Here is a 24,043-nt window from a genome sequence, read left to right on the forward strand (position 1 = left end):
CCGACCGGCACCGCCCAAGCGCTGGGCAGTTGGCTCCGGCAGGGCTCGAATGCCGCGTCGCCCAGCGGCTCCCGCGTTGCTCACCACAACCAGACGTCAATGATGGGAACGTGTCATGAACCTGCCTGACCACAGCCATCGATTGTCCCGGCGCAGACTGCTGACCCTCGCCGGCGGCGCCGCGCTGGCCACCGCGGCCGGCATCGGATTCGCCCAGTCGGCGTCCGCGGCTTCCGCGGCGACCGGCTACGGGATCGACTACTCCGACGCGTCGCTCACCGCCGGTTCGGTCGCCGCGGCGGGCTACGGCTTCGTATGCCGATACCTCAGCTGGCTGCCGAACCCGAAGGTCCTCACCCTGTCCGAGGCCCAGGCCCTGACCGCCGCGGATCTGGGCATCGTCTCCAACTGGGAGTCCGACGGGCTGCAGTCCTGGCAGAGCGGCGTCCCCGCCGACCCCTACTCCCAGGGGGCCGGGCATGCCACCGAGGCGCAGCGGCAAGCGCTGGCCAACGGGATGCCGTCGTCGCGGCCGATCTACTTCAGCGTCGACTTCGACCTTCAGCCCTCGATGTACTCCGCGCTCAACTCCTACTTCGACGGTGTCGCCTCGGTGATCGGCCGGTCCCGGACCGGTGCCTACGGCGGCTACCACGTGATCAAGGAACTCTTCGACAACGGGAAGGTCGCCTGGGGCTGGCAGACGTACGCGTGGTCCGGCGGGAACTGGGACAGCCGCGCGCAGTTGCGGCAGGTCCAGAACGACATCACGGTCGCCGGGCACGACGCGGACCTCGACCAGGCGATGGCCGCCGACTTCGGGCAGTGGGGCGGCACGGGCGGCGGCGGTACCGGTGTCATCCTGCCGTCCTGGCCGAACATCACCGACGGCATGACGGGGCCCAGCGTGCAGGCGGCGCAGTATCTGCTGCGCTACCACGGTGCCTCGATCACCGCCGACGGCCAGTTCGGGGCGGCCACCCTCGCCGCGACCAAGAGCTTCCAGTCCGCGCACGGCCTGGGCGTGGACGGCCAGATAGGCCCGCAGACCTGGTCGGCACTGATCGTCCAGGTCCAGCAGGGCTCCAGCGGCGACGACGTCCGGGCCGCCCAGGTGGAGCTGAACCGGTTCGGCTACAACCTCACCGTCGACGGCAGCTTCGGCTCCGGCACCGACAGCGCCGCCCGGGCCTTCCAGTCCGCGCACGGCCTGGGCGTGGACGGCCAGGTGGGTCCGCAGACCTGGCAGATGCTCGTGGGTACCGGGAACGGTGCCTCGGGCGGTGGCACCGTCGCGCCGCCCTGGCCGAATGTCATCGACGGCGACACCGGGAACAATGTGCTGGCCGCGCAGTACCTGCTGCGCTACCACGGTGCCTCGATCACCGCCGACGGCCAGTTCGGGCCGGCCACCCTCGCCGCGACCAAGAGCTTCCAGTCCGCGCACGGCCTGGGCGTGGACGGCCAGATAGGCCCGCAGACCTGGTCGGCACTGATCGTCCAGGTCCAGCAGGGCTCCAGCGGCGACGACGTCCGGGCCGCCCAGGTGGAGCTGAACAAGTTCGGCTACGGCCTCGCCGTCGACGGCAGCTTCGGCTCCGGCACCGACAGCGCCGCCCGGGCCTTCCAGTCCGCGCACGGCCTGGGCGTGGACGGCCAGGTGGGACCGCAGACCTGGCAGATGCTCGTCGGCAGCTGACCGCCGGGCCCCTCCGGCGGTGAGGGTGCGGGGCGTGGCGACCGCGACGGTTCGCTCGCCCCGCACCCGCGCGCCACGGACCGACGCCGACAGCCGCCCGGCCGGGTTCGAGCTCCCCATTTTCTGGACTTGCCAGTCCATTCTCTCAGGCGCACAGTGGGCCGCACCTGACGGGGAATCGAGTGATACGGAGGGCTGATCATGGCCAAGCGGCTGGTGGGCAGGACAGCGCTGGTGACCGGCGCGACCAGCAACATCGGGCGGGCGGTCGCGGAGGCGTTCGCCGCCGAGGGGGCGCATGTCGTCGTCACGGGGCGCAGCGGCGCGCGCGGGGCCGAGGTGGTCGAGGGGATCCGGGCCCGGGGCGGACGTGCCGACTTCGTGCGGGCCGACCTGGACGGCAGCGCCGCCGCCTCGCGGGCGCTGGCCGAGGAGGCGACACGGGTGCTGGGCGGCCGTATCGACGTGCTCGTGAACAACGCGGGCATCTACCCCGGCGACGCGACGACCGCCACCGACGAGAAGACCTTCGACCAGGTCTACGCGGTCAACGTCAAGGCCCCGTTCTTCCTGACGGCGGCCGTCGCGCCCGCCATGGCGGAGGCCGGCGGCGGGGCGATCGTCAATCTGGGGTCCTGGATCGCGCGGCTGGGCATACCCGTCGGCGCGCTGTACAGCTCCACCAAGGGGGCGATGGAGACGCTGACCCGCGCCTGGGCGGCGGAGTTCGGGCCGCGTGGGGTGCGGGTGAACGCGATCTCGCCGGGGGTGGTGCTGGCGGCGGACGCCGAGGACGTCGGTGTCGCCGAGGTCATGATGAGGGGGACGCCGGCGGGCCGGATGGGCACGCCGGACGAGATCGCGAGCGCGGCGGTGTATCTGGCGGCCGACGAGTCGTCGTTCGTGCACGGCATCGTGCTCGACGTGGACGGCGGCCGTACGACCGCGGCCGTCATCGCGGCCTAGGGCCTGTCTCCAGGTCACGGCGCAGGTCGGCGATCCCCTGGTCGAGGGCGGCCCGCAGGTGGGCGGAGTCTCCCGTCGCCAGCAGGATGGACACCCCGCCCTGGATCGCGGCGAGCAGGGCGGCGGCCCGCGTGTCGGCGTCCACATCGGTTCCGGCCCGCACCGCGCGGATGCCCGCCGCCAGGCTCTCCTGCCAGCGCCGCATCAGCTCGACCACGATCGCCCGCGCCCCCGGCGTCGACCGCCCGACCTGGAGGAACAGCGACCCGAGCGGACAGGTGTCGCCCTGCGCCTCGTAACGGGCGATCACCGCGTCCCGCCACCGCTCCCAGTCCTCCCAGGACTCGAGGCGGCCGAGATACGGCTGCTGGTCCTCCAGCACCTGCTCCGCCTCGAACCGTGCGACGGCGAGCAGCAGCTCGTCCTTGCCGTGCGGGAAGTAGTGGAAGAGCTGGCTCTTGCTGGTGCCGGTCCGCGCCATGACGTCGTCGAGGGTCACGGAGCCGACCCCCTGTTCCCGCAGCACCTCGGCGGCCCCCTCGACGATCCGGCGCCGGGTGGCCTTCCCCTTGGCCGTCAGCTCCTTGTCCCGCATCACCCGACCTCCGCACAGTGGACCGTACAGTCCACTCTAGCCTCGAACTTTCGTGACCGTTTCATGCGCCGTCGGGCAGGAAACGACCGGCCCGAACACGGCCGGCTCGGACCACAGCCGGTGGACGAGCGCTATCATCCCAGCTCAAGTGCTCTTTGTTGCTCTCCGACCGTCCCTGGGACGAGGATCGGTTGCCCTCGTCGGGCGCGAAGCGCCCAGAGTGGGGGGAACCTACCCATGTCAGCCGGCACCTGGCCAGAGCTCCTGATCGACTCCGAGCGGCTGACCGCTCTCTACACCGAGTTGCCGCCCTTGGAGCACCTGGTTCTCAGATCGGTGCACCTGAGTCCCGCCGGCCCCGGTGTGAAATTGCGCGTGGAACTGCCCCGCTTTCCGGACCTCGCTCCTGCATCCTGGACCGAAGCCGGCTGCGACCGGTTCGAGGTCCAGATGGAGTTCTTCGCCGTGGGCGAGGACCTGCGGATGAGGGGTGTTCCTCGCCGCACCGTGGTCGACATCGAGTTCGGACCCGTCGTCCAGGACCAAGGGCACTGGATCACGGTCGCGGTGAGCGGACCGGGGTTCTCGCTGGACTTCACCGCGCATGCCACGATCCGGGCCGGCCATCTCAACGCCTACCGCTCCGACGACGCGGATCCATACACAGCTCGCCGATGGTTCGAGAGCCGACTCGACCAGCACCTGCACCGAGTGCTGCCGCCCACGACAGCGAAGGCGTTCTATGACTGACCGTGACTGGTCTGCCGAGGTGACCCGTCGCGAGACCCTTCGCGAAGTCCTGGGCTCACCTCCGCCACCGCTCAGCGACTACGACCTGACCTCCGTTCTCATCGACGAACGCGAAACGTCGGTCACCTTGAGGTTCTTCGCCTTCGCCGTCCCGGTCGGTGCCGCGGATCTATGGCAGGCGCGAGGACACAACGCGGTCGAGTTCGCCCTGGTCTGCATCGGCGTGAAGAACTTCGGGGTGGATGGGTGGTCCGGCTGGCCCACAACCGTCGCCACCATCGCGGGGAAAACGGTCGTACTCGCCGGCCAGGACAAGCGCGTCTCCTTCGAGGCCGCCGAGATCCGCGCCGAGCCTCCCGTGGGACGCCTGGCCAGCCACTTCCAGTGACGTCACCCGCAGGCCAAGAGGGGATCGACACACCGGGAACTTCACCTACGAGGTGAAAGCCGCAGAACCTTCCCTCATGAAAGCGCGCAGGACTCCTCGACACACGCCCACCGCCCCACCCCAGGGGCGCGAGGAACTGCGCAAACACCCCACCGGACCGCCCCCGACCAACAACCCGCACCCCCACCCCGGCGGCCCCCTACCCCACCGCCAGCAGAATCGCCAGCAACACCGCCCCCGCCACCGCCGGCGCAGCCACCTCGTACGCCCACCGCACCGTGACCTCGCCCTGCGCCGACTCCTCCGGTCCCTTGCTCTCCAGCATCTCCCGCAGTTCGTCCATGACCTTGTCCGTCTCCGCACGCAGGGCCCCGCTCGCCTGCTCGGGCTCGGCCTGCCCCCCGAATCCCCCGAACCCGCCGAACCCGCCGAACCCCCCGAGTCCGCGCCCGGCACCCCCGGCGCCCGTCCCCGACCGCCCGCGTCGCGCGTCCGCCTGCGCCTTCGCCTGTTGGCGCGCCGCCTTCTTGCGGCTCCGCAGGGACACCGGGATCGCCCACAGCTGGTACTTCGCACCGGACTTGACGATCACCTCGTTCGAGTAACCGGACCGCAGGGAGGCGATCTCCCCCCACGGCAGCGTGATCACCCGGAACGGGTTCCGCACCCGCAGCCGGTCCTCGCCCGCGAACACCGCGGGGCGCAGCGTGAAGGCGACGACCAGCGGCACGAGGAGGATGAGCGCGGCGAGGGCCAGCCAGGGAGTACGGCCGTGCCCGCGGACCAGCGCGTCGATGCCGAGCCAGCCGACGATGACGAGGAGCAGGACGCCACCGGTCAGCGCCTGGGGCGAGCGGTAGATGCGGTCCTTGACGAGGGGCGTGGTCATGCGCCGATTCTGCCTCAGCTGTGCGCCCGCGCGCCGTGGGGTCTTGGTCACCGTGTGCGCGTGCGGGTCGTACGTGGTTGCTCGCACAGAAGAACCGCCCTCTCGGGGTGTACAGCCGCTACGCGCGTAGATATGCTCGGCTGGTGACCATGCCCACCACCGCACCCCACGCACTTGCTGACGTCACCGCGTCCCACAGCACGCTGCGCCGCTTCCTCCACGGGCTGCCCGGCGTCGACGCGGTCGGCCTGGAGGCGCGTGCCGCCTCCCTCGGCACCCGTTCCATCAAGACCACCGCGAAGGCGTACGCCATCGACCTCGCCATCTCGATGGTCGACCTGACGACGCTGGAAGGCGCGGACACCCCGGGCAAGGTCCGGGCGCTCGGCGCCAAGGCGGTCCACCCGGACCCGACGGACCGTACGACCCCGGCCACGGCCGCCGTCTGTGTCTACCCCGACATGGTGGCCACCGCGAAAGAGGCCGTCGCCGGTTCGTCCGTCAAGGTCGCCTCGGTCGCCACCGCCTTCCCGGCCGGCCGCGCGGCGCTCGACGTCAAGCTCGCCGACGTACGCGACGCCGTGAGCGCCGGCGCCGACGAGATCGACATGGTCATCGACCGCGGCGCGTTCCTCGCGGGCAACTACCTGAAGGTGTACGACGAGATCACCGCCGTGAAGGAGGCCTCGGGCGCCGCCCGCCTCAAGGTCATCTTCGAGACCGGCGAGCTGTCCACGTACGACAACATCCGCCGGGCCTCCTGGCTGGGCATGCTCGCGGGCGCCGACTTCATCAAGACGTCGACCGGCAAGGTGGCGGTGAACGCGACCCCCGCGAACACCCTCCTCATGCTGGAGGCCGTGCGCGACTTCCGGGCGCAGACCGGTGTCCAGGTCGGCGTCAAGCCCGCCGGCGGCATCCGGACCAGCAAGGACGCCATCAAGTTCCTCGTCCTGGTGAACGAGACCGCGGGAGCGGACTGGCTGGACAACCACTGGTTCCGCTTCGGCGCCTCCTCGCTCCTGAACGACCTGCTGATGCAGCGTCAGAAGCTGGCCACCGGCCGCTACTCCGGCCCCGACTACGTGACGGTGGACTGATCACCATGGCATCCGCATTCGAGTACGCACCGGCGCCCGAGTCCCGCTCCGTCGTCGACATCGCCCCCTCCTACGGCCTCTTCATCGACGGCGAGTTCACGGACGCGGCCGACGGCAAGGTCTTCAAGACCGTCAGCCCCAGCACCGAGGAGGTCCTCTCCGAGGTCGCCCGGGCCGGTGAGGCGGACGTCGACCGGGCCGTCAAGGCCGCCCGGAAGGCGTTCGAGAAGTGGTCCGCGCTGCCGGGCTCCGAGCGCGCCAAGTACCTCTTCCGCATCGCCCGGATCATCCAGGAGCGCAGCCGCGAGCTGGCCGTCCTGGAGACCCTGGACAACGGCAAGCCGATCAAGGAGACGCGCGACGCCGACCTGCCCCTGGTCGCCGCGCACTTCTTCTACTACGCGGGCTGGGCCGACAAGCTCGACCACGCCGGCTTCGGAGCGAACCCGCGGCCGCTCGGCGTGGCCGGCCAGGTCATCCCCTGGAACTTCCCGCTCCTGATGCTGGCCTGGAAGATCGCCCCGGCGCTCGCCACCGGCAACACGGTCGTCCTCAAGCCCGCCGAGACGACCCCCCTGTCCGCCCTGTTCTTCGCGGACATCTGCCGCCAGGCGGGCCTGCCCAAGGGCGTCGTCAACATCCTCCCCGGCTACGGCGACGCGGGCGCCGCGCTCACCGCCCACCCCGACGTCGACAAGGTCGCCTTCACCGGCTCCACCGCCGTCGGCAAGGAGATCGCGCGCACGGTCGCGGGCACCCGCAAGAAGCTCACCCTCGAACTGGGCGGCAAGGGCGCCAACATCGTCTTCGACGACGCCCCCATCGACCAGGCCGTCGAGGGCATCGTCACCGGCATCTTCTTCAACCAGGGGCAGGTGTGCTGCGCGGGCTCCCGCCTCCTCGTCCAGGAGTCGATCCACGACGAGCTCCTCGACTCCCTGAAGCGCCGTCTGTCCACCCTCCGTCTCGGCGACCCGCTGGACAAGAACACCGACATCGGCGCGATCAACTCCGCCGAGCAGCTGGCCCGCATCACCACCCTCGCCGACCAGGGCGAGGCGGAGGGCGCCGAGCGCTGGTCCCCGGCCTGTGAACTCCCCTCCGCCGGCTACTGGTTCGCGCCGACGCTCTTCACGAACGTCACCCAGGCCCACACCATCGCCCGCGACGAGATCTTCGGCCCCGTCCTGTCGGTCCTCACCTTCCGCACCCCGGAAGAGGCGGTGGCGAAGGCCAACAACACGCAGTACGGCCTCTCCGCCGGCATCTGGACCGAGAAGGGGTCGAGGATCCTGGCCGTCGCGAACAAGCTGCGCGCCGGCGTCGTCTGGTCCAACACGTTCAACAAGTTCGACCCGACCTCGCCGTTCGGCGGGTACAAGGAGTCGGGCTTCGGCCGCGAGGGCGGTCGCCACGGCCTGGAGGCGTACCTCGATGTCTGACCGCACCAATGAGCGTCTGTCCGTCTTCAAGACCTACAAGCTGTACGTCGGCGGGAAGTTCCCGCGTTCCGAGAGCGGCCGGGTGTACGAGGTGACCGACTCCAAGGGCAAGTGGCTGGCCAACGCACCGCAGTCCAGCCGCAAGGACGCCCGGGACGCGGTCGTCGCCGCCCGCAAGGCCTTCGGCGGCTGGGCGGGCGCCACGGCCTACAACCGCGGCCAGGTCCTCTACCGCGTCGCGGAGATGCTGGAGGGCCGCCGGGACCAGTTCGTGCGCGAGGTCGCCGACGCGGAGGGCCTCGGCAAGTCCAAGGCGGCCGCCGTCGTGGACGCGACGATCGACCGCTGGGTCTGGTACGCGGGCTGGACCGACAAGATCGCCCAGGTGGTCGGCGGCGGCAACCCGGTCGCGGGCCCGTTCTTCAACCTCTCCTCGCCCGAGCCGACGGGAGTCGTGGCCGTCCTGGCCCCGCAGGAGTCGTCGTTCCTCGGCCTGGTGTCGGTCGTCGCCCCGGTGATCGCCACCGGCAACACGGCCGTCGTCGTCGCCGCCGAGAAGGCGCCGCTCCCGGCCCTCTCCCTCGCCGAGGTGCTCGCCACCTCCGACGTCCCCGGCGGAGTCGTCAACGTCCTCTCCGGCCGTACGGCGGAGATCGCGGCGCCGCTCGCCGCCCACCAGGACGTCAACGCGATCGACCTCGCGGGCGCCGACGAGGCGCTGGCGAAGGAGCTGGAGATCGCGGCGGCCGACAACCTGAAGCGCGTCCTGCGTCCACAGCCTGTGGATTACTCCGAGACGCCGGGCATCGAGCGCATGACGGCGTTCCTGGAGACGAAGACGGTCTGGCACCCGACGGGTTCGCTGGGAGCGTCCGGCTCTTCGTACTGACGTGCACTGCAGCGCCCCGAAAGGGGCGCGGGGAACTGCGCGACCAGCCACCGCTGGGCCCGCAGTTCCCCACCACGCTCAGCCCCCCAGAGCCTGCCCCACCACCGGAATCGCCCCGATCGACGACGCCTCGGCCACCGGCCCCGTCAGCATCTTCGACGTCAGCGGCTTGAAGTCGGCCAGTCGCGTCCCCACCCCGTTGTCCAGCGGGTCCACGCCGGTCCCCGCAAGGGGGTTGGGCTTGAGCCCGGCCACCGCCCCGGTGACGTACGGCAGTACGCCGCCCAGCGCCTGCACGCCCGCCTGCGGGTCGACTCGGCCGAGCGGGGTGGGCCCGGTCCGCACCACGTCCACCGCCGGCCGGGTGTCCGCGGCGGCCGTCGCGGCGCCTGCTCCGAGCGCCACACCTGCCGTGGCGAGGGCGGCCAGGGCACGCCGAGCGGTAGGGGTCGGGGAGGACGCGTGTCGGGACATCGCTGGTGCCACCTTCTGGTGCGCAGGGTAATCGTGTCGATACACAGGGTAGTTGAGGTGTGACTCACGCTCCAAAGGCGACCCGCGGGGTCGGCAGGAGGCTTCCCATACGTCAAACTGGTGTTCCGTGAGCATTCATCCCCCGCCCCCCGCCCGCGTCGTGCTGCTGTGCGGCCCCTCGGGCTCGGGCAAGTCACTCGTCGCCGCCCGTTCCGGGCTTCCCGTCCTGCGCCTCGACGACTTCTACAAAGAGGGCGACGACCCGACGCTGCCGTTGGTGGCGGGGAGTTCGGACATCGACTGGGACCACCCGGAGTCCTGGGACGCGGCGGTCGCGGTCGAGGCCATCGGGCGGCTGTGCGCCACGGGGTCGGCGCCGATACCGGTATATGACATAGCACTGAGCGCCCGCACCGGCGCCGAGACGCTCGACATCGGCCGTACCCCCCTGTTCATCGCCGAGGGCATCTTCGCCGCCGAGATCGTGGACCGCTGCCGCGAACTGGGGTTCCTGGCCGATGCGCTCTGCCTGAGCCGGGGCCCGGTGAAGACGTTCCGCCGCCGTTTCCTGCGCGATCTCAAGGAGGGCCGCAAGTCGGTGCCGTTCCTGCTGCGGCGCGGCTGGCGGCTGATGCGGGCGGAACGCACGATCGTGGCCCGCCAGGTGTCGCTGGGCGCGTACCCGTGCGACCGGGACGAGGCGCTGGGCCGCATGGCGGCGGCCGCGGTGGGCCGGCGGACCCACGACCGGACAGCGACCGCCTGACGGCCGCGACGGACGAACGGACGAACGGACGAAGCAGCGGGAACAAAAAAAGCGGGACTGGATGGACCCCCCGGCCCTCCAGTCCCGCTTCCCCCGTCGCTCCGCCGAACACCCCCGTGTCCCCCGTGGCGGAGCTCCCCCGTGCTTTCCCCCCGGGTCCCCCCGGACCCGTTCTCCCCCGTGTTTCCCGTGGGTCCCCCCGGACCCTCCCCCAGGTCCCCCGTTTCCCTCGGTTTCCCCCGTCAGGATCCCCCCGGATCCCCTTACCTTCAGGCGACGAGCTCCCCGAAGGCGTTCTCCTCGTCACGGCCGAAGCTGAGGACCTCGTCCTCGCGCAGCCGGCGGAGCGACCGCCAGATGCTGGACTTCACCGTGCCGACACTGATGTCGAGGATCTCCGCGATCTCCGGGTCCGTGCGGCCCTCGTAGTAGCGCAGGACCAGCATGGTGCGCTGGAGTTCGGGGAGCCGGGACAGCGCCTGCCACAGGACCGCGCGCAGCTCGGTGCCGCTCATCGCGTCCGTGTCGCCGGGCGTCTCCGGCAGTTCCTCGGTCGGGTACTCGTTGAGCTTGCGGCGCCGCCAGGCGCTGATGTGCAGGTTGGTCATGGTGCGGCGGAGGTATCCGCCGACCGCGGCCTTGTCGCTGATCCGCTCCCACGCCCGGTACGTCGAGAACAGCGCGCTCTGGAGCAGGTCCTCGGCCTCGTAGCGGTCACCGGTCAGGTGGTAGGCGGTCGCGTACAGGGAGGCGCGGCGCTCCTGGACGTAGGCGGTGAACTCCGCCTCGGTCAGCGAGCGGTGCTCCCCCGTGTCCTCCCGATAGGCGGATCCCCCGTGCACGTCCCCCGTGCGGGCGTCGACCACCGTCATGTAGGCGGTGTGCTGACGCCCGGTGCCGCGAGCGCACCCCCGCCCGCTCACGGCACCGGACTTCTCGGAACCCCGGTTCACGTCGTGCAGACGCGTGATCACTGCGCTGGTGCTGTGACCGATCAGCGTGTTCATCTCGCGCCCCCCGTCGTGGACTTCCGGTAGTTCGGCTTGCCCGGGCCGCTCGCTCGTCTCCGCTCGGCTGCCCGTGCCGAAAAGACTGCCGGGCCACCTTCACGGCCGTATCCGCCGACTGTCACAGACCTGTCACAGGGGTCCGGCACAGAGCGTCCACAGAAGGTGCACAGGTGGTGGCGGTACAGAGGTTTGCGGGGAGCTGCGCGCCGCACAGGTCGTACGACAGGCCCTGCATGGGCCAGAATGAGCCCGTGCCTTCCCTGTTGCTGATCGAGGACGACGACGCCATCCGTACGGCCCTGGAGCTTTCTCTGACGCGCCAGGGACACCGGGTGGCCACCGCTGCGACCGGTGAGGACGGTCTGAAGCTGTTGCGTGAGCAGCGGCCCGATCTGATCGTCCTCGATGTCATGCTGCCCGGCATCGACGGGTTCGAGGTGTGCCGGCGGATCCGGCGCACGGACCAGTTGCCGATCATTCTGCTGACCGCGCGCAGTGACGACATCGACGTGGTGGTCGGGCTGGAGTCCGGGGCCGACGACTATGTCGTCAAACCGGTCCAGGGCCGGGTGCTCGACGCCCGGATCCGGGCCGTGCTGCGCCGCGGGGAGCGGGAGTCCAGCGACTCGGCGACCTACGGCAACGTCGTCATCGACCGGTCCGCGATGACCGTGACGAAGAACGGCGAGGATCTCCAGCTGACGCCGACCGAGCTGCGGCTGCTGCTCGAACTGAGCCGGCGGCCTGGGCAGGCGCTGTCCCGGCAGCAGCTGCTGCGGCTGGTCTGGGAGCACGACTACCTCGGTGACTCGCGGCTCGTGGACGCCTGTGTGCAGCGGCTGCGCGCCAAGGTGGAGGACGTGCCCTCGTCGCCGACCCTGATCCGTACCGTGCGTGGTGTCGGCTACCGCCTGGACGCCCCTCAGTGACGGACGCGCAGGGGGGTTTCCGCGGCTGGGCCGCGGATCGCAAGGGAGCCATGTCCCGGCTGCGTTTCACCAGTCTGCGGCTGCGGCTCGTCGTCGTCTTCGGGCTGGTCGCGCTGACCGCCGCCGTGTCCGCGTCCGGCATCGCGTACTGGCTCAACCGCGAGGCCGTGCTCACCCGTACCCAGGACGCGGTGCTGCGCGACTTCCAGCAGGAGATGCAGAACCGGGCCGGTGCGCTGCCGGTGCATCCGACGCAGGACGAACTGCAGCGCACGGCCGGGCAGATGGCCAACAGCAGCCAGCGGTTCAGCGTGCTGCTGGTCGGCGAGGACACCGGCGGCAAGACCGTGTACGGCAGTTCGGACGGGCTCAGCGCGTTCGCGCTCGACGACGTGCCGACCTCGCTGCGGAAGGCCGTCGACAAGCAGCAGAAGGTCACCGACTCCAACACGGCGGCGTACCACCTGTACTGGCAGCGGGTCGTCGACCACGGCACGCCGTACCTGGTCGCCGGGACGCGGCTGATCGGCGGCGGGCCGACCGGCTACATGATGAAGTCGCTGGAGCCGGAGGCGAAGGACCTCAACTCGCTGGCGTGGTCGCTGGGGATCGCCACCGGGCTCGCTCTCATCGGTTCGGCACTGCTGGCGCAGGCCGCCGCCACGACCGTGCTGAAGCCGGTGCACCGGCTGGGGGTCGCCGCGCGGCGGCTCGGCGAGGGCAGGCTGGACACCCGGCTGCGGGTGTCGGGGACGGACGAACTCGCCGATCTCTCCCGGACGTTCAACGACGCCGCCGAGGCGCTGGAGAAGCGGGTCGACGACATGGCCGCGCGGGACGACGCGTCGCGGCGGTTCGTCGCGGACATGAGCCATGAACTCCGTACCCCGCTCACCGCGATCACCGCCGTGACGGAGATCCTGGAGGAGGAGCTGGAGGCGGAGTCCGGGTCGGTGGACCCGATGATCGAGCCCGCCGTCCGGCTGGTGGTCAGCGAGACGCGCCGGCTCAACGACCTCGTCGAGAACCTGATGGAGGTCACCCGCTTCGACGCCGGCACGGCCCGTCTCGTCCTCGACGACGTCGACATCGCCGACCAGATCACCGCCTGCATCGACGCCCGCGCCTGGCTGGACGCGGTGGACCTGGACGCCGAGCGCGGCATCCACGCCCGCCTCGACCCGCGCCGCCTCGACGTCATCCTCGCCAACCTGATCGGCAACGCGCTCAAGCACGGCGGTTCGCCGGTGCGGGTGTCGGTGCGGATCGACGGGGAGGTTCTGGTCATCGCGGTGCGGGACCACGGTCCGGGTATCCCGGAGGATGTGCTACCGCACGTGTTCGACCGGTTCTACAAGGCCAGCGCCTCCCGGCCGCGTTCCGAGGGCAGCGGCCTGGGCCTGTCCATCGCGACGGAGAACGCCCGTATCCACGGCGGTTCCATCACCGCCGCGAACTCCCCCGAGGGCGGTGCGGTGTTCACCCTCCGGCTGCCCCGGGACGGGGACGCCTCGCAGCCGGCGGAGGAGAGCAAGGACGCCGGGGAAGCCGGGGAGAAGGGCGCCTGATGCACGCAGGAAGACTTGTGGCCGTCGCCGGGCTGGCGCTCGCGCTCTCCGGGTGCGGGATCCGGGCCACCGAGGTGCCGACCGACTTCGGCGGGGCGCCCTCGCGGGTGCCGTGCTCGATGACCCAGCCGGATCTGTCGGCGCAGGACGCGCACGGGGTGCCGGTGCAGGTGTTCCTGCTGTGCGGTTCCTCGCTGGTGACGGTCGACCGGGAGGTGCGCGTCCCCGACGGTTCGGCGGACGCCAAGCGGCGGGTGCTCGTCGCCCAGGGGCTGCTCGACCAGCTCGCCGAGACGCCGTCGGCCGCCGAGAAGGAGGCCGGCTACACGACGTACGTGCGGGGCGGGATGAGCGTCTGGGGACCGCGGGCCGGGGATCCCGACGACACGCTGCGGCTGAGTACGTCGCCGCCGCAGCTGACGTCGTACGCGCTCGCCCAGATCGTGTGCACGCTGTCCGACTCGGCGGCGGCGGAGGGGGACGGGTCGGTGATCCTCGGGGGGCCGGGGACGGAGGCGTTGCGGCGGTACGAGTGCACGGACGCGGTGCGGAACTCTCCGAGTGGCAGCCGGCCCCCGTCCACCGAGGTGGCTTCCAAGTGAGGGGCGTCGGGGCGCCTTGGGGGGTGTCAAGGAAGGTCGTGCGGCGGGTGCGGGCCGGTGGGGGCTGGTCGCGCAGTTCCCCGCGCCCCTGACGGGGCGCGTCTCCTGGGGGGCGTCTCGGGGGTGTGTGTTCAAGGCCTCACCCCTCACATCCGGAACCGATCGTGTGCGCGGGCGCGTCTTGGGGGGCGTGCAGCGTCAAGGCTCCATCGGCGGCAGCGCCGCGATCCGCGTCCGTGTGACAGGGGGTGTCCTCCTTGTCGCACATCTCGTGTTCGTCGCCTGGCTGATGCTGCGGCCGCTGCACGTGCCCTGGGTGATGCCCGCCAACCTGCACCCCTTCGCCGGTATCCGCACCGACCTGGCGCTCGGCTGGCGCGAGGCGGCCCACCGGATCGGCGAGGGGCTCGCGCTGCTCGCCCCGCTGGGTGTGCTGGGTCCGATGGCCCACGGGAAGCTCCGGGTCTCCCCGCTCGCCTCCCTGATCAGTTCGGCCGCCGCGGGCGCCATGATCTCGCTGGGCATCGCCCTGCTCCAGACCGGGGTGCCCGGCCGGGTGGTGGACGTCGACTCGATCCTGCTCAACACGGCCGGTGTGGTGATCGCGCATCTGGCGGTGGTTCCGGCGGCCCGCTCCCGGCTGCGCCGGCGGGGTGAGCGGCGGCGGCCCGCTGCCCTCCCCCAGGAGGAAGCGGCTCAGGGTCGTACCCCGACGATTCCCAGGGTCGGGATCGCCCCGTAGAGCGACGCTTCGACCCGGTTCGTCTTCGTAGCGTTGGGGGTAGACGAGGGGGCCGGAAGGGCCGCCTCGCACCGGATGCTCACGAAGGAGCCGCAGATGTCCAGCCTCGCCCGCCCCACCCATGGCCGCATGATCGGCGGAGTGTGCGCCGCGCTGGCCCGGCGCTTCGGCACCTCCGCGACGACGATGCGGGTGATCTTCCTGCTGTCCTGCCTGCTGCCGGGCCCGCAGTTCCTGCTCTACCTCGCGCTGTGGATCCTCCTCCCCTCGGAGGAGAAGGCCACCGCCTGGTGATCCCCTTGTGGGACAACGCCGTTGGGGCGCCCCGGTGGATACCGGGGCGCCCCAACGGCGTTGCCGCTCGGCCGGGGAGAGGTCAGCCGAGCGGAATCCCGTTCACCGGCAGGCCGTGCGTGGGCAGGCCCTGGACCGGCAGTCCGCCGAGCAGACCGGCGACGGGCTTGGTCGGACCGCCGGCGACGACCTGCTCGACGGCCGGCTGAACGGCGGTCAGTCCGGCACGGAGGGCGCTCTGCCCCTGCGCCACGGCCTCGCCGGCACCCGGCAGCGCCTTGGAGACGTTCTCGGCCGGCAGCGTCTTGGTGACGGTGTCCAGGGCCTGGGAGTCCGGGACGGCCGGGGCCGCGTTGGCCGCGCCCGCGCCGACGGCGGCGAAGGCGGCACCGAGAGCGGCGACACCGAGGGTCTTGGCAGCAGACTGCTTCATCGTCAATGCGTCCTTGGAATGCGGAGACGGGGATGGATAACACGCTGAGCGGTCCACGACCGTAAACATGCCGGACTGCCCGCCGCAAACACCGAAATGCGGACGGACAGTGAAGGCCCGTCCGCATTCCGTTCCCCGTCCGGATGCCCGATCAGCCCTCCGTGTCGACAGAACCGCTGGTGGAGGCGGTCTGCTGGAACAGCCATTCGGATTTGAGTTCTGCATAACCGGGCTTGACGACGTCATTGATCATCGCAAGTCGTTCATCGAAAGGAATGAACGCTGATTTCATCGCATTGACGGAGAACCACTGCAGGTCGTCGAGCGTGTAACCGAACGCCTCGACGAGATGCTCGAATTCGCGGCTCATACTGGTCCCGGACATCAGCCGGTTGTCGGTGTTCACGGTGGCCCGGAAGTGCAGCCGGCGCAACAGCCCGATCGGGTGGCCGGCATAGGAGTCGGCGGCCCCGGTCTGGAGGTTGGAACTGGGGCACAGCTCCAGCGGGATCCGCTTGTCGCGGACGTACGACGCCAGCCGGCCGAGCTTGACCGTGCCGTCCTCGTGGACCTGGATGTCGTCGATGATCCGCACCCCGTGGCCCAGCCGGTCGGCGCCGCACCACTGCAGCGCCTGCCAGATGGACGGGAGCCCGAAGGCCTCACCGGCGTGGATGGTGAAGTGGTTGTTCTCGCGCTTGAGGTACTCGAAGGCGTCGAGGTGCCGGGTGGGCGGGTAGCCCGCCTCGGCCCCGGCGATGTCGAAGCCCACCACGCCCAGGTCCCGGTAGCGGTTGGCGAGCTCGGCGATCTCCAGCGAGCGGGCCGCGTGCCGCATGGCGGTGAGCAGGGCGCCGACCCGGATCCGCCGGCCGTTCTCGCGGGCGAGGGCCTCACCCTGCCGGAAGCCCTCGTTGACGGCCTCGACGACCTCTTCGAGGGTCAGCCCCTGCGCCAGGTGCTGCTCGGGGGCGTACCGCACCTCGGCGTAGACGACGCCGTCCTCGGCGAGGTCCTCGGCGCACTCGCGGGCGACCCGGACGAGGGCGTCCCTGGTCTGCATGACACCGACGGTGTGCGAGAACGTCTCCAGGTACCGCTCCAGCGAACCGGAGTCGGCGGCCTCGCGGAACCAGATGCCGAGCTTGTCCGGGTCGGTCTCGGGAAGGGCGGCGTACCCGATCTGCCGGGCGAGGTCGGCGACGGTTCCCGGACGCAGGCCGCCGTCGAGGTGGTCGTGCAGCAGAACCTTCGGCGCCCGGCGGATCTGCTCCGGCGTCGGGGTGTTCGCGGTGCTCTGGCTCGTCATTTCCGCACTCTAACTCCTACGCGCGTAGATCGCTCGGTACTCGGAGATTTCCGTTTCCGTCGATACGCAATGGTGACCGCACGGACGGGTCGCGTACACCGCCTCTTCTGACACTGTTCTGTCATGGCACAGCAAGCGACGCCGGTCCGAACGGCCAGCCTGAGCAGGGCAGTAGGCCAGGAGCCGACGACGGCGACCGGAGCGGTCCTGCTCCTCCCCGGCGGGGAGGAGGTCTCCGCGCGCAGGCCGTCCCCCGTATGGGCGACGGCCCTGGTCCGCGCGCTCGGCCGCAAGCTCGCCCGCGACGGCCGCGGCGAGGGACTGGCCGCGCACGTCGTCCACTACCGCTATCGCGGCTGGAACGGCAGCGAGGCGAACCTCGCGGGGGACGCGACGTGGGCGGCGGACGAGGTGGTACGGCGCTACGGCGACGTTCCCGTCTGCCTCCTGGGCGTGGGCATGGGCGGCCGGGCCGCACTGCACGCGGGCGGCCACGAGGCCGTCAACTGCGTTGTCTCCATCGCCCCCTGGCTGCCCGAGACGGACGTGGCGGCGCCGGAGGAACCGGTTCGCCAGCTGGTGGGGCGGCGGGTGCTGATCGTGCACGGCACGAACGACGAACGGACCGATCCGGAGCTGTCGTTCCGGCTGGCGGCGCGGGCGAAGAAGGCGAATCGGGAGGTGTGCCGGTTCGAGGTGCACTCGGACGGCCACGGGTTGCATCAGCACCGGGACGAAGTCCTCGCGCTCGCTTCGGACTTCGTCATGGGGGCGTTGTACGGGCGGGCTGTGTCGCGGCCGGTGGAGGACGCGCTGGCTGCGCCGCCGCCGATCGGGTTGCGGATGCCACTTGCCGCGGGCTTCGGCCGGTCGCTTCGTAGGGGCTGACGTCCGGTTACGGGGTGCGGGTTGTGGGTGGTTTTGCGCAGTTCCCCGCGCCCCTAGGGAAGGAGACTCCCGCGCCTTGAAAGCAGGAACTTCTTGAAGGCGGCCACTGGGGGTGTGTCCGGGTGGCCCTCCAGCCAGGCCAGGCCGATTTCTCTGGCCGCTCTTGGGGCTGTGACCGTCAGTTCCACGACTCCCGGGCGGGGAAAGGCGGGTGGGGGGAGCAGCGCGACCCCCAGGCCGGCCGCCACCAGGCCCCTCAGGGTCTCCGCCTCCTCGCCCTCGAAGGCGATCCTCGGCTTGAAGCCCGCCTCCTTGCACAGGTCGTCCGTGATGCGGCGGAGGCCGTAGCCCGGTTCCAGGGTCACGAAGGTCTCGTCGGCGGCTTCCGCGAGGCGGATGCGCCTGCGGGTGGCCAGCGGGTGGTCCGCGGGCACCACCAGGCGCAGTTTCTGTTCGTCGAGGCGGCGGGCGGCCAGGTCCGGGGCGTCCGGTACCGGGGAGGTCAGGCACAGGTCCAGCTCGCCCGCCCGCAGCTTCTCGATCATCGCCTCGCCGTAGTTCTGGACGAGGCTGAAGCGGATGCGCGGGTGGTCGACGCGGAAGGCCTGGAGAAGGCCGGGGACGGTCTCCGCACCCATCGTGTGCAGGAAGCCGAAGGCGACCTTCCCCGTCGTGGGGTCGGCGTCGGCGCGTACTTCGTCGGCGGCGCGCCGCACCTCGCCGAGGGCGCGCTCCACCGAGGCGAGGAAGGTGCGGCCGGCGGGGGTGAGGGAGACGGTGCGGCCGTGCCGGGTGAAGAGGTCGACGCCCAGGTCCTGTTCGAGGCGGGCCATCGCGCGGGAGAGGGTGGACTGGGGGACGCCGAGCTCCTGGGCGGCCCTGGTGACATGCTCCGTGCGGGCCACGCCGGCGAAGTACGCGAGGCGGGGCGCCAGCAACATCGCCATGTCTTCTGTGTCACTGTACGGTGACAGGCGCTCCGCTGACCTCTGCTGATGCTCCATGGGAACGATTATGACGATTCCATGCATTGGACGGATCAGCGTGGTGGTCCGTACGTTCGAGGCATGTCTCCCGCCAGTACCGGGGCGTCCACCACCCTGGACGCCGTCCCGTCCCGCCCCGCCTCCGACTCCCGCCTGACCCCGGGCGGTCCCGGCTACCGCCGGATGAGCTTCGCGCTCTTCCTCGCCGGTGTCGCGACCTTCGCCCTCCTCTACTCCACGCAGGCGCTGCTCCCGCTGATCTCGGACGGCTACGGCGTGTCCGCGAGCGACGCGAGCTGGACGGTGGCGGCGGCGACCGGCGGTCTGGCGCTGTTCGTCCTCCCGATGAGCGCCCTCTCCGAGCGCTTCGGGCGCCGTACGGTCATGACGGCGTCGCTGGCAGTGGCGGTGACCGTCGGACTGCTGGTCCCCTTCGCACCCTCGCTGGGCGTGCTGATCGTGCTCCGTGGCGTCCAGGGCGCCGCGCTGGCCGGTCTGCCGGCGTCGGCGACGGCGTACCTGGCGGAGGAGGTCCGCCCGAAGGCGCTGGTCACGGCGATCGGCCTGTTCGTCGCGGGCAACAGTGTCGGCGGGATGAGCGGCCGGGTCATCACCGGCTGGGTCGCGCAGGAGTGGGGCTGGCGGGTCGCCGTGGGCGTCGTGGGCGCGATCGCGGTCGGCTGCGCGATCGCCTTCCGGCTCCTCCTCCCCGCCCCGCGGCACTTCAAGGCGGGCTCGCTGCACCCGCGCCGGCTGCTCGGCACGGTCCGCGACCACCTGGCCGACCCGCTGCTGCGCCGCCTGTACGCGATCGGCGCGCTGTTCATGACCGTCTTCGGCGGCGTGTACACGGTGATCGGCTACCGGCTGACCGAGGAGCCCTTCTCGCTCCCCCAGGGCATCATCGGCTCGATCTTCCTGGTGTACCTGGTGGGCACGGTGTCCGCGTCCACGGCGGGCCGCCTGGTCGGCCGCCTGGGCCGCCGGGGCGCCCTCTACCTGGCGGGCGGCACGACGGCCACCGGCCTGCTGCTCTCCCTGGCCGACTCGCTCCCCCTGGTCCTGCTGGGCCTGGTCCTGATCACCGCGGGCTTCTTCGCGGGCCACGCGGTGGCCTCCTCCGCGGTCAGCAAGACAGCCACCCACGGCCGCGCCCAGGCCTCGGCCCTCTACCAGTCCGCCTACTACATCGGCTCCAGCGCGGGCAGCACGGTAGGGGCAATGGCCTTCCACGCGGAGGGCTGGTCGGGCACGGTCGGCGTCGGCCTCCTCGCCATCCTGGGCGTCGTGACCATCACGGTCCTGGGCTCGGTGGCCGCACGCAGGCAGGTCCTGGCGAACGCTCACTGATCAGCGCCCTCACTGGAGCGCCCCGAAAGGGGCGCGGGGAACTGCGCGACAAGCCACGACGACGCCGCACCCGCCATCCCACCGCGCACCCCACCCCCGTGGGCGCACCCCATCTCACCTGCACGTTTCCCCACTCCGGGCGCCATTGTCAGTCCCCTGCGATACCTTCCGAAGTGCTGGAGCGCAATGGCGCGCGAACAGGAACGGCCACAGGGGTGGGTGGACGGAAGATGACCGACAGCACGGCGACGGCGGAGCTGGACGTCGCACTGGAGAAGCACCGGACCGAGCTGACCGGGTACTGCTACCGCATGCTCGGCTCGTCCTTCGAGGCCGAGGACGCGGTGCAGGACACCCTGGTGCGGGCCTGGCGGAGTTACGACAAGTTCGAGGGCCGCTCCAGCCTGCGGTCGTGGCTGTACCGGATCGCGACCAACGTGTGCCTGGACATGCTCAGCGCGGGCAACAAGCGGGCCCGGCCGATGGACCTCAGCGAGTCGACGCCGCTGGCCCAGGCGGCGCTCTCGCCCCGCCCCGACAACACCTGGCTGGAGCCGGTGCCGGACGCGCGCGTGCTGCCGACGGTGGACGACCCGGCGGAGGCGGCCGTGGCCAAGGAGTCGATCCGGCTGGCTTTCATGGCCGCGCTCCAGCAGCTGCCGCCGAAGCAGCGGGTGGTGCTGATCCTGCGCGAGGTGCTGGCCTGGAAGGCGACCGAGGTGGCCGAGCTCCTCGGCACCACCGTCGCGTCGGTCAACAGCGCGTTGCAGCGGGCCCGGGCCACCCTGGCCGAGCAGCAGCAGTCGGGCGCCGCCGCCGAGGTCTCCGACCCGCTCGACGAGGAGCAGCAGAAGCTCCTGGAGCGCTATGTCGCGGCCTTCGAGGGCTATGACATGACGGCACTGACGGCACTGCTCCACGAGGACGCCATCATGACGATGCCGCCGTTCGACCTGTGGCTCACCGGTCACGACGACATCACCGGCTTCATGACCACCATCGGCTCCGCCTGCGAGGGCTCGCGCCTGTTCCCGGTCCAGGTCAACGGCCTGCCCGGGTTCGCCCAGTACAAGCCCGACCCGGACACCGGCGGCTGGAGCCCCTGGTCCGTCCAGGTCCTGGAGATCTCAGACGGCCGGCTGACCGGGTTCCACTTCTTCCTCGACACCAAGCGCTGGTTCCCGCTCTTCGATCTCCCCCTCCACCTGGAGGCGAAGGCCGACGAAACGGAGGAGGGAGCGTAGGGCCGGGTCGGGGTCGCGGAGCCTGATCCGCCCTCCCGCCCTGCGGGCCGCCAGTTCCAGCCGGGCCAGCAGGTCGACGGCCGCCAGCCCCGGCGGCCCGAGACCGGCCACGTCACAGACGACGGCTCCGGCACCGGTGACCGCCAGCAGCTCGCGCACGTCGTCGCACAGCCCCGGCACCTCGTCCCTGGCGACGGGGCCCGACAGCACCAGCACGGCGGGGGTCAGGGCATCCACGAGGCGGTAGACCGGTGACGCCCTGACAACTCATCGGTAGGTACGGCGTGCCCGCCCCTCGCACGGTCGCGCAGATCACAAGCATCACAAGCAACACAACGTTGACCTGCACCTGACCGGCGCAGAGGGTTGGCTGTATGCCCCACGGATCAGCAGCGCCCGGTACGCCCTACGGTCTCCTCCCCCGCAAGGGGGTCCCGTGCAGGGGGTGCTGAGCGGCTTCGCGGTGATCGCAATCGTCATCGCCGTCGGCTATGTCCTCGGCCGCGGCGGTCACCTGGGGGCGAACGGCCGCGAGGTCCTCACCAAGCTCGCCTTCCACGTCGCCTCCCCCGCCCTGCTCTTCACCACCCTCGCCAAGGCCGACCTGGCGGTGATCTTCTCCAGCCGCCTCCTGGTGACGGCCCTGAGCACGGCAGCGGCGGCGGGCGCGTTCGTGGCGGTGGGCGTCGTACGGCACTGGGGCGTGGGACGTACGACGATCGGCGCGCTGTGCTCGAGCTACGTCAACTCCGGCAATCTCGGCATCCCGATCGCGGTGTACGTGCTGGGCGACGCGTCCCTGGTGGCACCGGTGCTGCTCTTCCAGGTGGTCGTCCTCACCCCGGTCGCCCTGACGGTCCTCGACGTGGCCGGCATGGGTGAGAAGGGCCCCTGGTGGCGCCGGCTGCTGGCGCCGCTGCGCAACCCGATAGCCGTCGGCTCCCTCACCGGAGTCGCGGTCTCGGCACTCGGCATCCGGGTGCCCGGCCCGGTCATGGACCCCCTGACCCTGATCGGCAACATGTCCGTCCCGGCGGTCCTGCTCGCCTTCGGCATCTCGCTGCGCGGCAGCACCCCGCCGGGCCGGGGCCGGGACCGGCATCCGGTGTTCCTGTCCGTTGCCCTCAAGTCGGTGGGGCAACCGCTGGCCGCCTGGGCCCTGGCATCGGCCGTCTTCGACCTGCACGGGGCGCCCCTGCTCGACGTGACGGTGACCTCGGCGCTGCCGGCCGCCCAGAACCTGTACACCTACGCCAGCACCTATCGCGTCGGCGAGGAACTGGCCCGCGACTCGATCCTGCTGTCGACGGTGCTGTCGGTGCCGGTCCTGGTGGTCGTGGCGGCGCTGCTGGGATGACGGACCGGCAGCGCCGCGCTCATGGCCGTCGTCAGGCGATGCGCTCCAGCACCACCGGCGACGCGGTGAAGGCCGTACCGGCCGCCGCGATGTCGTAGGACCCCTCGACCGCCTGGAGCGCGTACTCGAAGCGCTCCGGGGTGTCCGTGTGCAGGGTGAGGAGGGGCTGGCCCGCCGTCACCGTGTCGCCGGGCTTGGCGTGGAGTTCGACGCCCGCGCCCGCCTGCACCGGGTCCTCCTTGCGGGCGCGGCCCGCGCCCAGGCGCCAGGCGGCGACGCCGATGCCGTAGGCGTCGAGGCGGGTCAGGACGCCGGACGACGGCGCCTTGATCACGTGCTGTTCCTTCGCCACCGGCAGCACCGCGTCCGGGTCGCCGCCCTGGGCCGCGATCATCCGGCGCCAGACGTCCATCGCCGAGCCGTCGGCAAGGGCCTTCGCCGGGTCGGCGTCACGGACGCCGGCCGCGTCGAGCATCTCGCGGGCCAGGGCGATGGTCAGCTCGACAACGTCCGCGGGACCGCCGCCCGCCAGGACCTCCACCGACTCGCGGACCTCAAGGGCGTTGCCCGCCGTGAGGCCGAGGGGGGTGGACATGTCCGTCAGGAGCGCGACCGTCTTCACGCCGTGGTCGGTGCCGAGGCCGACCATGGTCGAGGCCAGCTCGCGGGCGTCCTCGATGGTCTTCATGAAGGCGCCCGTGCCGACCTTCACGTCCAGGACCAGGGAGCCGGTGCCCTCGGCGATCTTCTTCGACATGATCGAGGAGGCGATCAGCGGGATCGCCTCGACCGTGCCGGTGACGTCCCGGAGGGCGTAGAGCTTCTTGTCGGCGGGGGCCAGGCCGTCGCCCGCCGCGCAGATCACCGCGCCGGTGGTGTCCAGCACCGACAGCATCTCCTCGTTGGAGAGCAGGGCGCGCCAGCCGGGGATCGACTCCAGCTTGTCCAGGGTGCCGCCGGTGTGGCCGAGGCCGCGGCCGGAGAGCTGGGGGACGGCCGCGCCGCAGGCGGCGACGAGGGGCGCCAGCGGCAGCGTGATCTTGTCGCCGACGCCGCCCGTGGAGTGCTTGTCGGCGGTCGGGCGGGACAGGGAGGAGAAGTCCATGCGCTCGCCGGAGGCGATCATCGCGGCCGTCCAGCGGGCGATCTCGCGGCGGTTCATGCCGTTGAGGAGGATGGCCATCGCGAGCGACGACATCTGCTCGTCGGCGACCTCGCCTCGCGTGTACGCGTCGATGACCCAGTCGATCTGCTGGTCGCTGAGTTCACCGCGGTCCCGCTTGGTGCGGATGACGGAGATGGCGTCCATGGTGGCCATGGCGTTCCCTTCGAAAGAAGTGCGATGCGTACGGCCCCTCCGGACGCGGAGGGGC

Annotated in this window: 26 protein-coding genes; 17 read left to right on the forward strand and 9 right to left on the reverse strand. The window is 71.2% G+C overall.

What is annotated here, in order from left to right; all coding sequences use genetic code 11:
• The first annotated feature begins 115 nt into the window (after nucleotides 1–115).
• Both ACWGKQ_RS05410 and ACWGKQ_RS05415 read left to right on the forward strand, forming a co-directional pair.
• Nucleotides 116–1,699 (forward strand): peptidoglycan-binding protein, encoded by a 1,584-nt coding sequence (locus tag ACWGKQ_RS05410; RefSeq protein WP_453290542.1) that lies wholly within the window; start codon nucleotides 116–118, stop codon nucleotides 1,697–1,699.
• Between the two features lie 201 nt (nucleotides 1,700–1,900).
• Nucleotides 1,901–2,665 (forward strand): SDR family NAD(P)-dependent oxidoreductase, encoded by a 765-nt coding sequence (locus ACWGKQ_RS05415; protein WP_453290543.1) that lies wholly within the window; start codon nucleotides 1,901–1,903, stop codon nucleotides 2,663–2,665.
• On the opposite strand, the gene ACWGKQ_RS05420 is transcribed toward ACWGKQ_RS05415, so the two are convergent.
• A complete protein-coding gene (locus ACWGKQ_RS05420) occupies nucleotides 2,652–3,260 on the reverse strand; it encodes a TetR/AcrR family transcriptional regulator (RefSeq protein WP_453290544.1) in 609 nt (202 codons plus the stop codon). The genes ACWGKQ_RS05415 and ACWGKQ_RS05420 overlap by 14 nt on opposite strands.
• Nucleotides 3,261–3,497: 237 nt before the next feature.
• Between ACWGKQ_RS05420 and ACWGKQ_RS05425 the strand changes: the two genes are divergently transcribed.
• Both ACWGKQ_RS05425 and ACWGKQ_RS05430 read left to right on the forward strand, forming a co-directional pair.
• Complete coding sequence (locus ACWGKQ_RS05425) at nucleotides 3,498–4,010, forward strand: Imm50 family immunity protein (protein ID WP_453290545.1); 513 nt, start codon at nucleotides 3,498–3,500, stop codon at nucleotides 4,008–4,010.
• Nucleotides 4,003–4,398 carry an Imm50 family immunity protein gene (locus tag ACWGKQ_RS05430; RefSeq protein WP_453290546.1) on the forward strand — a complete coding sequence of 132 codons (396 nt, stop codon included), beginning with the start codon at nucleotides 4,003–4,005 and terminating at the stop codon, nucleotides 4,396–4,398. Before ACWGKQ_RS05425 ends, ACWGKQ_RS05430 begins: the two co-directional genes overlap by 8 nt.
• 199 nt (nucleotides 4,399–4,597) lie before the next feature.
• Here the strand turns inward: ACWGKQ_RS05430 and ACWGKQ_RS05435 are convergent, their stop codons facing one another.
• Nucleotides 4,598–5,287, reverse strand: coding sequence for a PH domain-containing protein (locus tag ACWGKQ_RS05435; protein WP_453290547.1), 690 nt, complete (start codon nucleotides 5,285–5,287; stop codon nucleotides 4,598–4,600).
• Between the two features lie 149 nt (nucleotides 5,288–5,436).
• Between ACWGKQ_RS05435 and deoC the strand changes: the two genes are divergently transcribed.
• From deoC to ACWGKQ_RS05450, 3 genes are read left to right on the forward strand one after another with little or no spacing between them, the layout of a single operon-like run.
• The gene (gene deoC, locus ACWGKQ_RS05440) at nucleotides 5,437–6,387 is read left to right on the forward strand and encodes a deoxyribose-phosphate aldolase (RefSeq protein WP_453290756.1); all 951 of its coding nucleotides are present in this window, start codon (nucleotides 5,437–5,439) and stop codon (nucleotides 6,385–6,387) included.
• 5 nt (nucleotides 6,388–6,392) lie between these two features.
• Complete coding sequence (locus tag ACWGKQ_RS05445; RefSeq protein WP_453290548.1) at nucleotides 6,393–7,829, forward strand: aldehyde dehydrogenase family protein; 1,437 nt, start codon at nucleotides 6,393–6,395, stop codon at nucleotides 7,827–7,829.
• Complete coding sequence (locus tag ACWGKQ_RS05450; protein ID WP_453290549.1) at nucleotides 7,822–8,718, forward strand: aldehyde dehydrogenase family protein; 897 nt, start codon at nucleotides 7,822–7,824, stop codon at nucleotides 8,716–8,718. Before ACWGKQ_RS05445 ends, ACWGKQ_RS05450 begins: the two co-directional genes overlap by 8 nt.
• 78 nt (nucleotides 8,719–8,796) lie before the next feature.
• On the opposite strand, the gene ACWGKQ_RS05455 is transcribed toward ACWGKQ_RS05450, so the two are convergent.
• Entirely contained in the window at nucleotides 8,797–9,192 is a 396-nt protein-coding gene (locus tag ACWGKQ_RS05455) for a hypothetical protein (RefSeq protein ID WP_453290550.1), read from the reverse strand.
• Between the two features lie 127 nt (nucleotides 9,193–9,319).
• On the opposite strand from ACWGKQ_RS05455, the gene ACWGKQ_RS05460 reads away from it, so the two are divergent.
• Nucleotides 9,320–9,958 carry a uridine kinase family protein gene (locus tag ACWGKQ_RS05460; protein WP_453290551.1) on the forward strand — a complete coding sequence of 213 codons (639 nt, stop codon included), beginning with the start codon at nucleotides 9,320–9,322 and terminating at the stop codon, nucleotides 9,956–9,958.
• A gap of 269 nt (nucleotides 9,959–10,227) precedes the next feature.
• On the opposite strand, the gene ACWGKQ_RS05465 is transcribed toward ACWGKQ_RS05460, so the two are convergent.
• Nucleotides 10,228–10,965: a SigE family RNA polymerase sigma factor gene (locus ACWGKQ_RS05465; RefSeq protein WP_453290552.1), complete on the reverse strand. Its 738-nt coding sequence runs from the start codon at nucleotides 10,963–10,965 to the stop codon at nucleotides 10,228–10,230.
• A 254-nt stretch (nucleotides 10,966–11,219) separates the two neighbouring features.
• On the opposite strand from ACWGKQ_RS05465, the gene afsQ1 reads away from it, so the two are divergent.
• The 5 genes from afsQ1 (at nucleotide 11,220) to ACWGKQ_RS05490 (ending at nucleotide 15,103) form a co-directional block, all read left to right on the forward strand.
• Nucleotides 11,220–11,897, forward strand: coding sequence for a two-component system response regulator AfsQ1 (gene afsQ1, locus ACWGKQ_RS05470; protein ID WP_174855921.1), 678 nt, complete (start codon nucleotides 11,220–11,222; stop codon nucleotides 11,895–11,897).
• Nucleotides 11,894–13,465, forward strand: coding sequence for an ATP-binding protein (locus ACWGKQ_RS05475; RefSeq protein ID WP_453290553.1), 1,572 nt, complete (start codon nucleotides 11,894–11,896; stop codon nucleotides 13,463–13,465). The genes afsQ1 and ACWGKQ_RS05475 overlap by 4 nt, the downstream gene beginning before the upstream one ends.
• On the forward strand, nucleotides 13,465–14,067 hold the full coding sequence (locus ACWGKQ_RS05480; protein WP_453290554.1) for a hypothetical protein: 603 nt from the start codon (nucleotides 13,465–13,467) through the stop codon (nucleotides 14,065–14,067). The genes ACWGKQ_RS05475 and ACWGKQ_RS05480 overlap by 1 nt, the downstream gene beginning before the upstream one ends.
• Before the next feature lie 190 nt (nucleotides 14,068–14,257).
• On the forward strand, nucleotides 14,258–14,809 hold the full coding sequence (locus tag ACWGKQ_RS05485) for a VanZ family protein (RefSeq protein WP_453290555.1): 552 nt from the start codon (nucleotides 14,258–14,260) through the stop codon (nucleotides 14,807–14,809).
• Between the two features lie 96 nt (nucleotides 14,810–14,905).
• Nucleotides 14,906–15,103, forward strand: a complete 198-nt coding sequence (locus tag ACWGKQ_RS05490) for a PspC domain-containing protein (RefSeq protein ID WP_189265849.1) — start codon at nucleotides 14,906–14,908, stop codon at nucleotides 15,101–15,103.
• Between the two features lie 82 nt (nucleotides 15,104–15,185).
• Here ACWGKQ_RS05490 and ACWGKQ_RS05495 read toward each other — a convergent pair whose 3' ends face one another.
• Nucleotides 15,186–15,536: an ATP-binding protein gene (locus ACWGKQ_RS05495; protein WP_453290556.1), complete on the reverse strand. Its 351-nt coding sequence runs from the start codon at nucleotides 15,534–15,536 to the stop codon at nucleotides 15,186–15,188.
• Between the two features lie 151 nt (nucleotides 15,537–15,687).
• Nucleotides 15,688–16,845 (reverse strand): adenosine deaminase, encoded by a 1,158-nt coding sequence (locus tag ACWGKQ_RS05500; RefSeq protein ID WP_453290557.1) that lies wholly within the window; start codon nucleotides 16,843–16,845, stop codon nucleotides 15,688–15,690.
• A 123-nt stretch (nucleotides 16,846–16,968) separates the two neighbouring features.
• Here ACWGKQ_RS05500 and ACWGKQ_RS05505 point away from each other — a divergent pair, with 123 nt between their 5' ends.
• Entirely contained in the window at nucleotides 16,969–17,733 is a 765-nt protein-coding gene (locus tag ACWGKQ_RS05505; RefSeq protein ID WP_453290558.1) for an alpha/beta hydrolase family protein, read from the forward strand.
• Between the two features lie 53 nt (nucleotides 17,734–17,786).
• Here the strand turns inward: ACWGKQ_RS05505 and ACWGKQ_RS05510 are convergent, their stop codons facing one another.
• Nucleotides 17,787–18,737: a LysR family transcriptional regulator gene (locus ACWGKQ_RS05510; RefSeq protein WP_453290559.1), complete on the reverse strand. Its 951-nt coding sequence runs from the start codon at nucleotides 18,735–18,737 to the stop codon at nucleotides 17,787–17,789.
• A gap of 63 nt (nucleotides 18,738–18,800) precedes the next feature.
• Here ACWGKQ_RS05510 and ACWGKQ_RS05515 point away from each other — a divergent pair, with 63 nt between their 5' ends.
• Together ACWGKQ_RS05515 and ACWGKQ_RS05520 are read left to right on the forward strand one after the other, a co-directional pair.
• The gene (locus tag ACWGKQ_RS05515; RefSeq protein WP_453290560.1) at nucleotides 18,801–20,069 is read left to right on the forward strand and encodes an MFS transporter; all 1,269 of its coding nucleotides are present in this window, start codon (nucleotides 18,801–18,803) and stop codon (nucleotides 20,067–20,069) included.
• Nucleotides 20,070–20,299: 230 nt separating this feature from the next.
• Nucleotides 20,300–21,313: a sigma-70 family RNA polymerase sigma factor gene (locus ACWGKQ_RS05520; protein ID WP_453290561.1), complete on the forward strand. Its 1,014-nt coding sequence runs from the start codon at nucleotides 20,300–20,302 to the stop codon at nucleotides 21,311–21,313.
• On the opposite strand, the gene ACWGKQ_RS05525 is transcribed toward ACWGKQ_RS05520, so the two are convergent.
• Nucleotides 21,197–21,550 (reverse strand): STAS domain-containing protein, encoded by a 354-nt coding sequence (locus ACWGKQ_RS05525; protein ID WP_453290562.1) that lies wholly within the window; start codon nucleotides 21,548–21,550, stop codon nucleotides 21,197–21,199. The genes ACWGKQ_RS05520 and ACWGKQ_RS05525 overlap by 117 nt on opposite strands.
• Nucleotides 21,551–21,749: 199 nt before the next feature.
• On the opposite strand from ACWGKQ_RS05525, the gene ACWGKQ_RS05530 reads away from it, so the two are divergent.
• The gene (locus ACWGKQ_RS05530; RefSeq protein WP_453290563.1) at nucleotides 21,750–22,670 is read left to right on the forward strand and encodes an AEC family transporter; all 921 of its coding nucleotides are present in this window, start codon (nucleotides 21,750–21,752) and stop codon (nucleotides 22,668–22,670) included.
• Between the two features lie 31 nt (nucleotides 22,671–22,701).
• On the opposite strand, the gene ACWGKQ_RS05535 is transcribed toward ACWGKQ_RS05530, so the two are convergent.
• Nucleotides 22,702–23,979 carry a thymidine phosphorylase gene (locus tag ACWGKQ_RS05535; RefSeq protein ID WP_453290757.1) on the reverse strand — a complete coding sequence of 426 codons (1,278 nt, stop codon included), beginning with the start codon at nucleotides 23,977–23,979 and terminating at the stop codon, nucleotides 22,702–22,704.
• Nucleotides 23,980–24,043 lie beyond the last annotated feature (64 nt).

It is taken from the genome of Streptomyces sp. NPDC054770 (assembly GCF_053611985.1).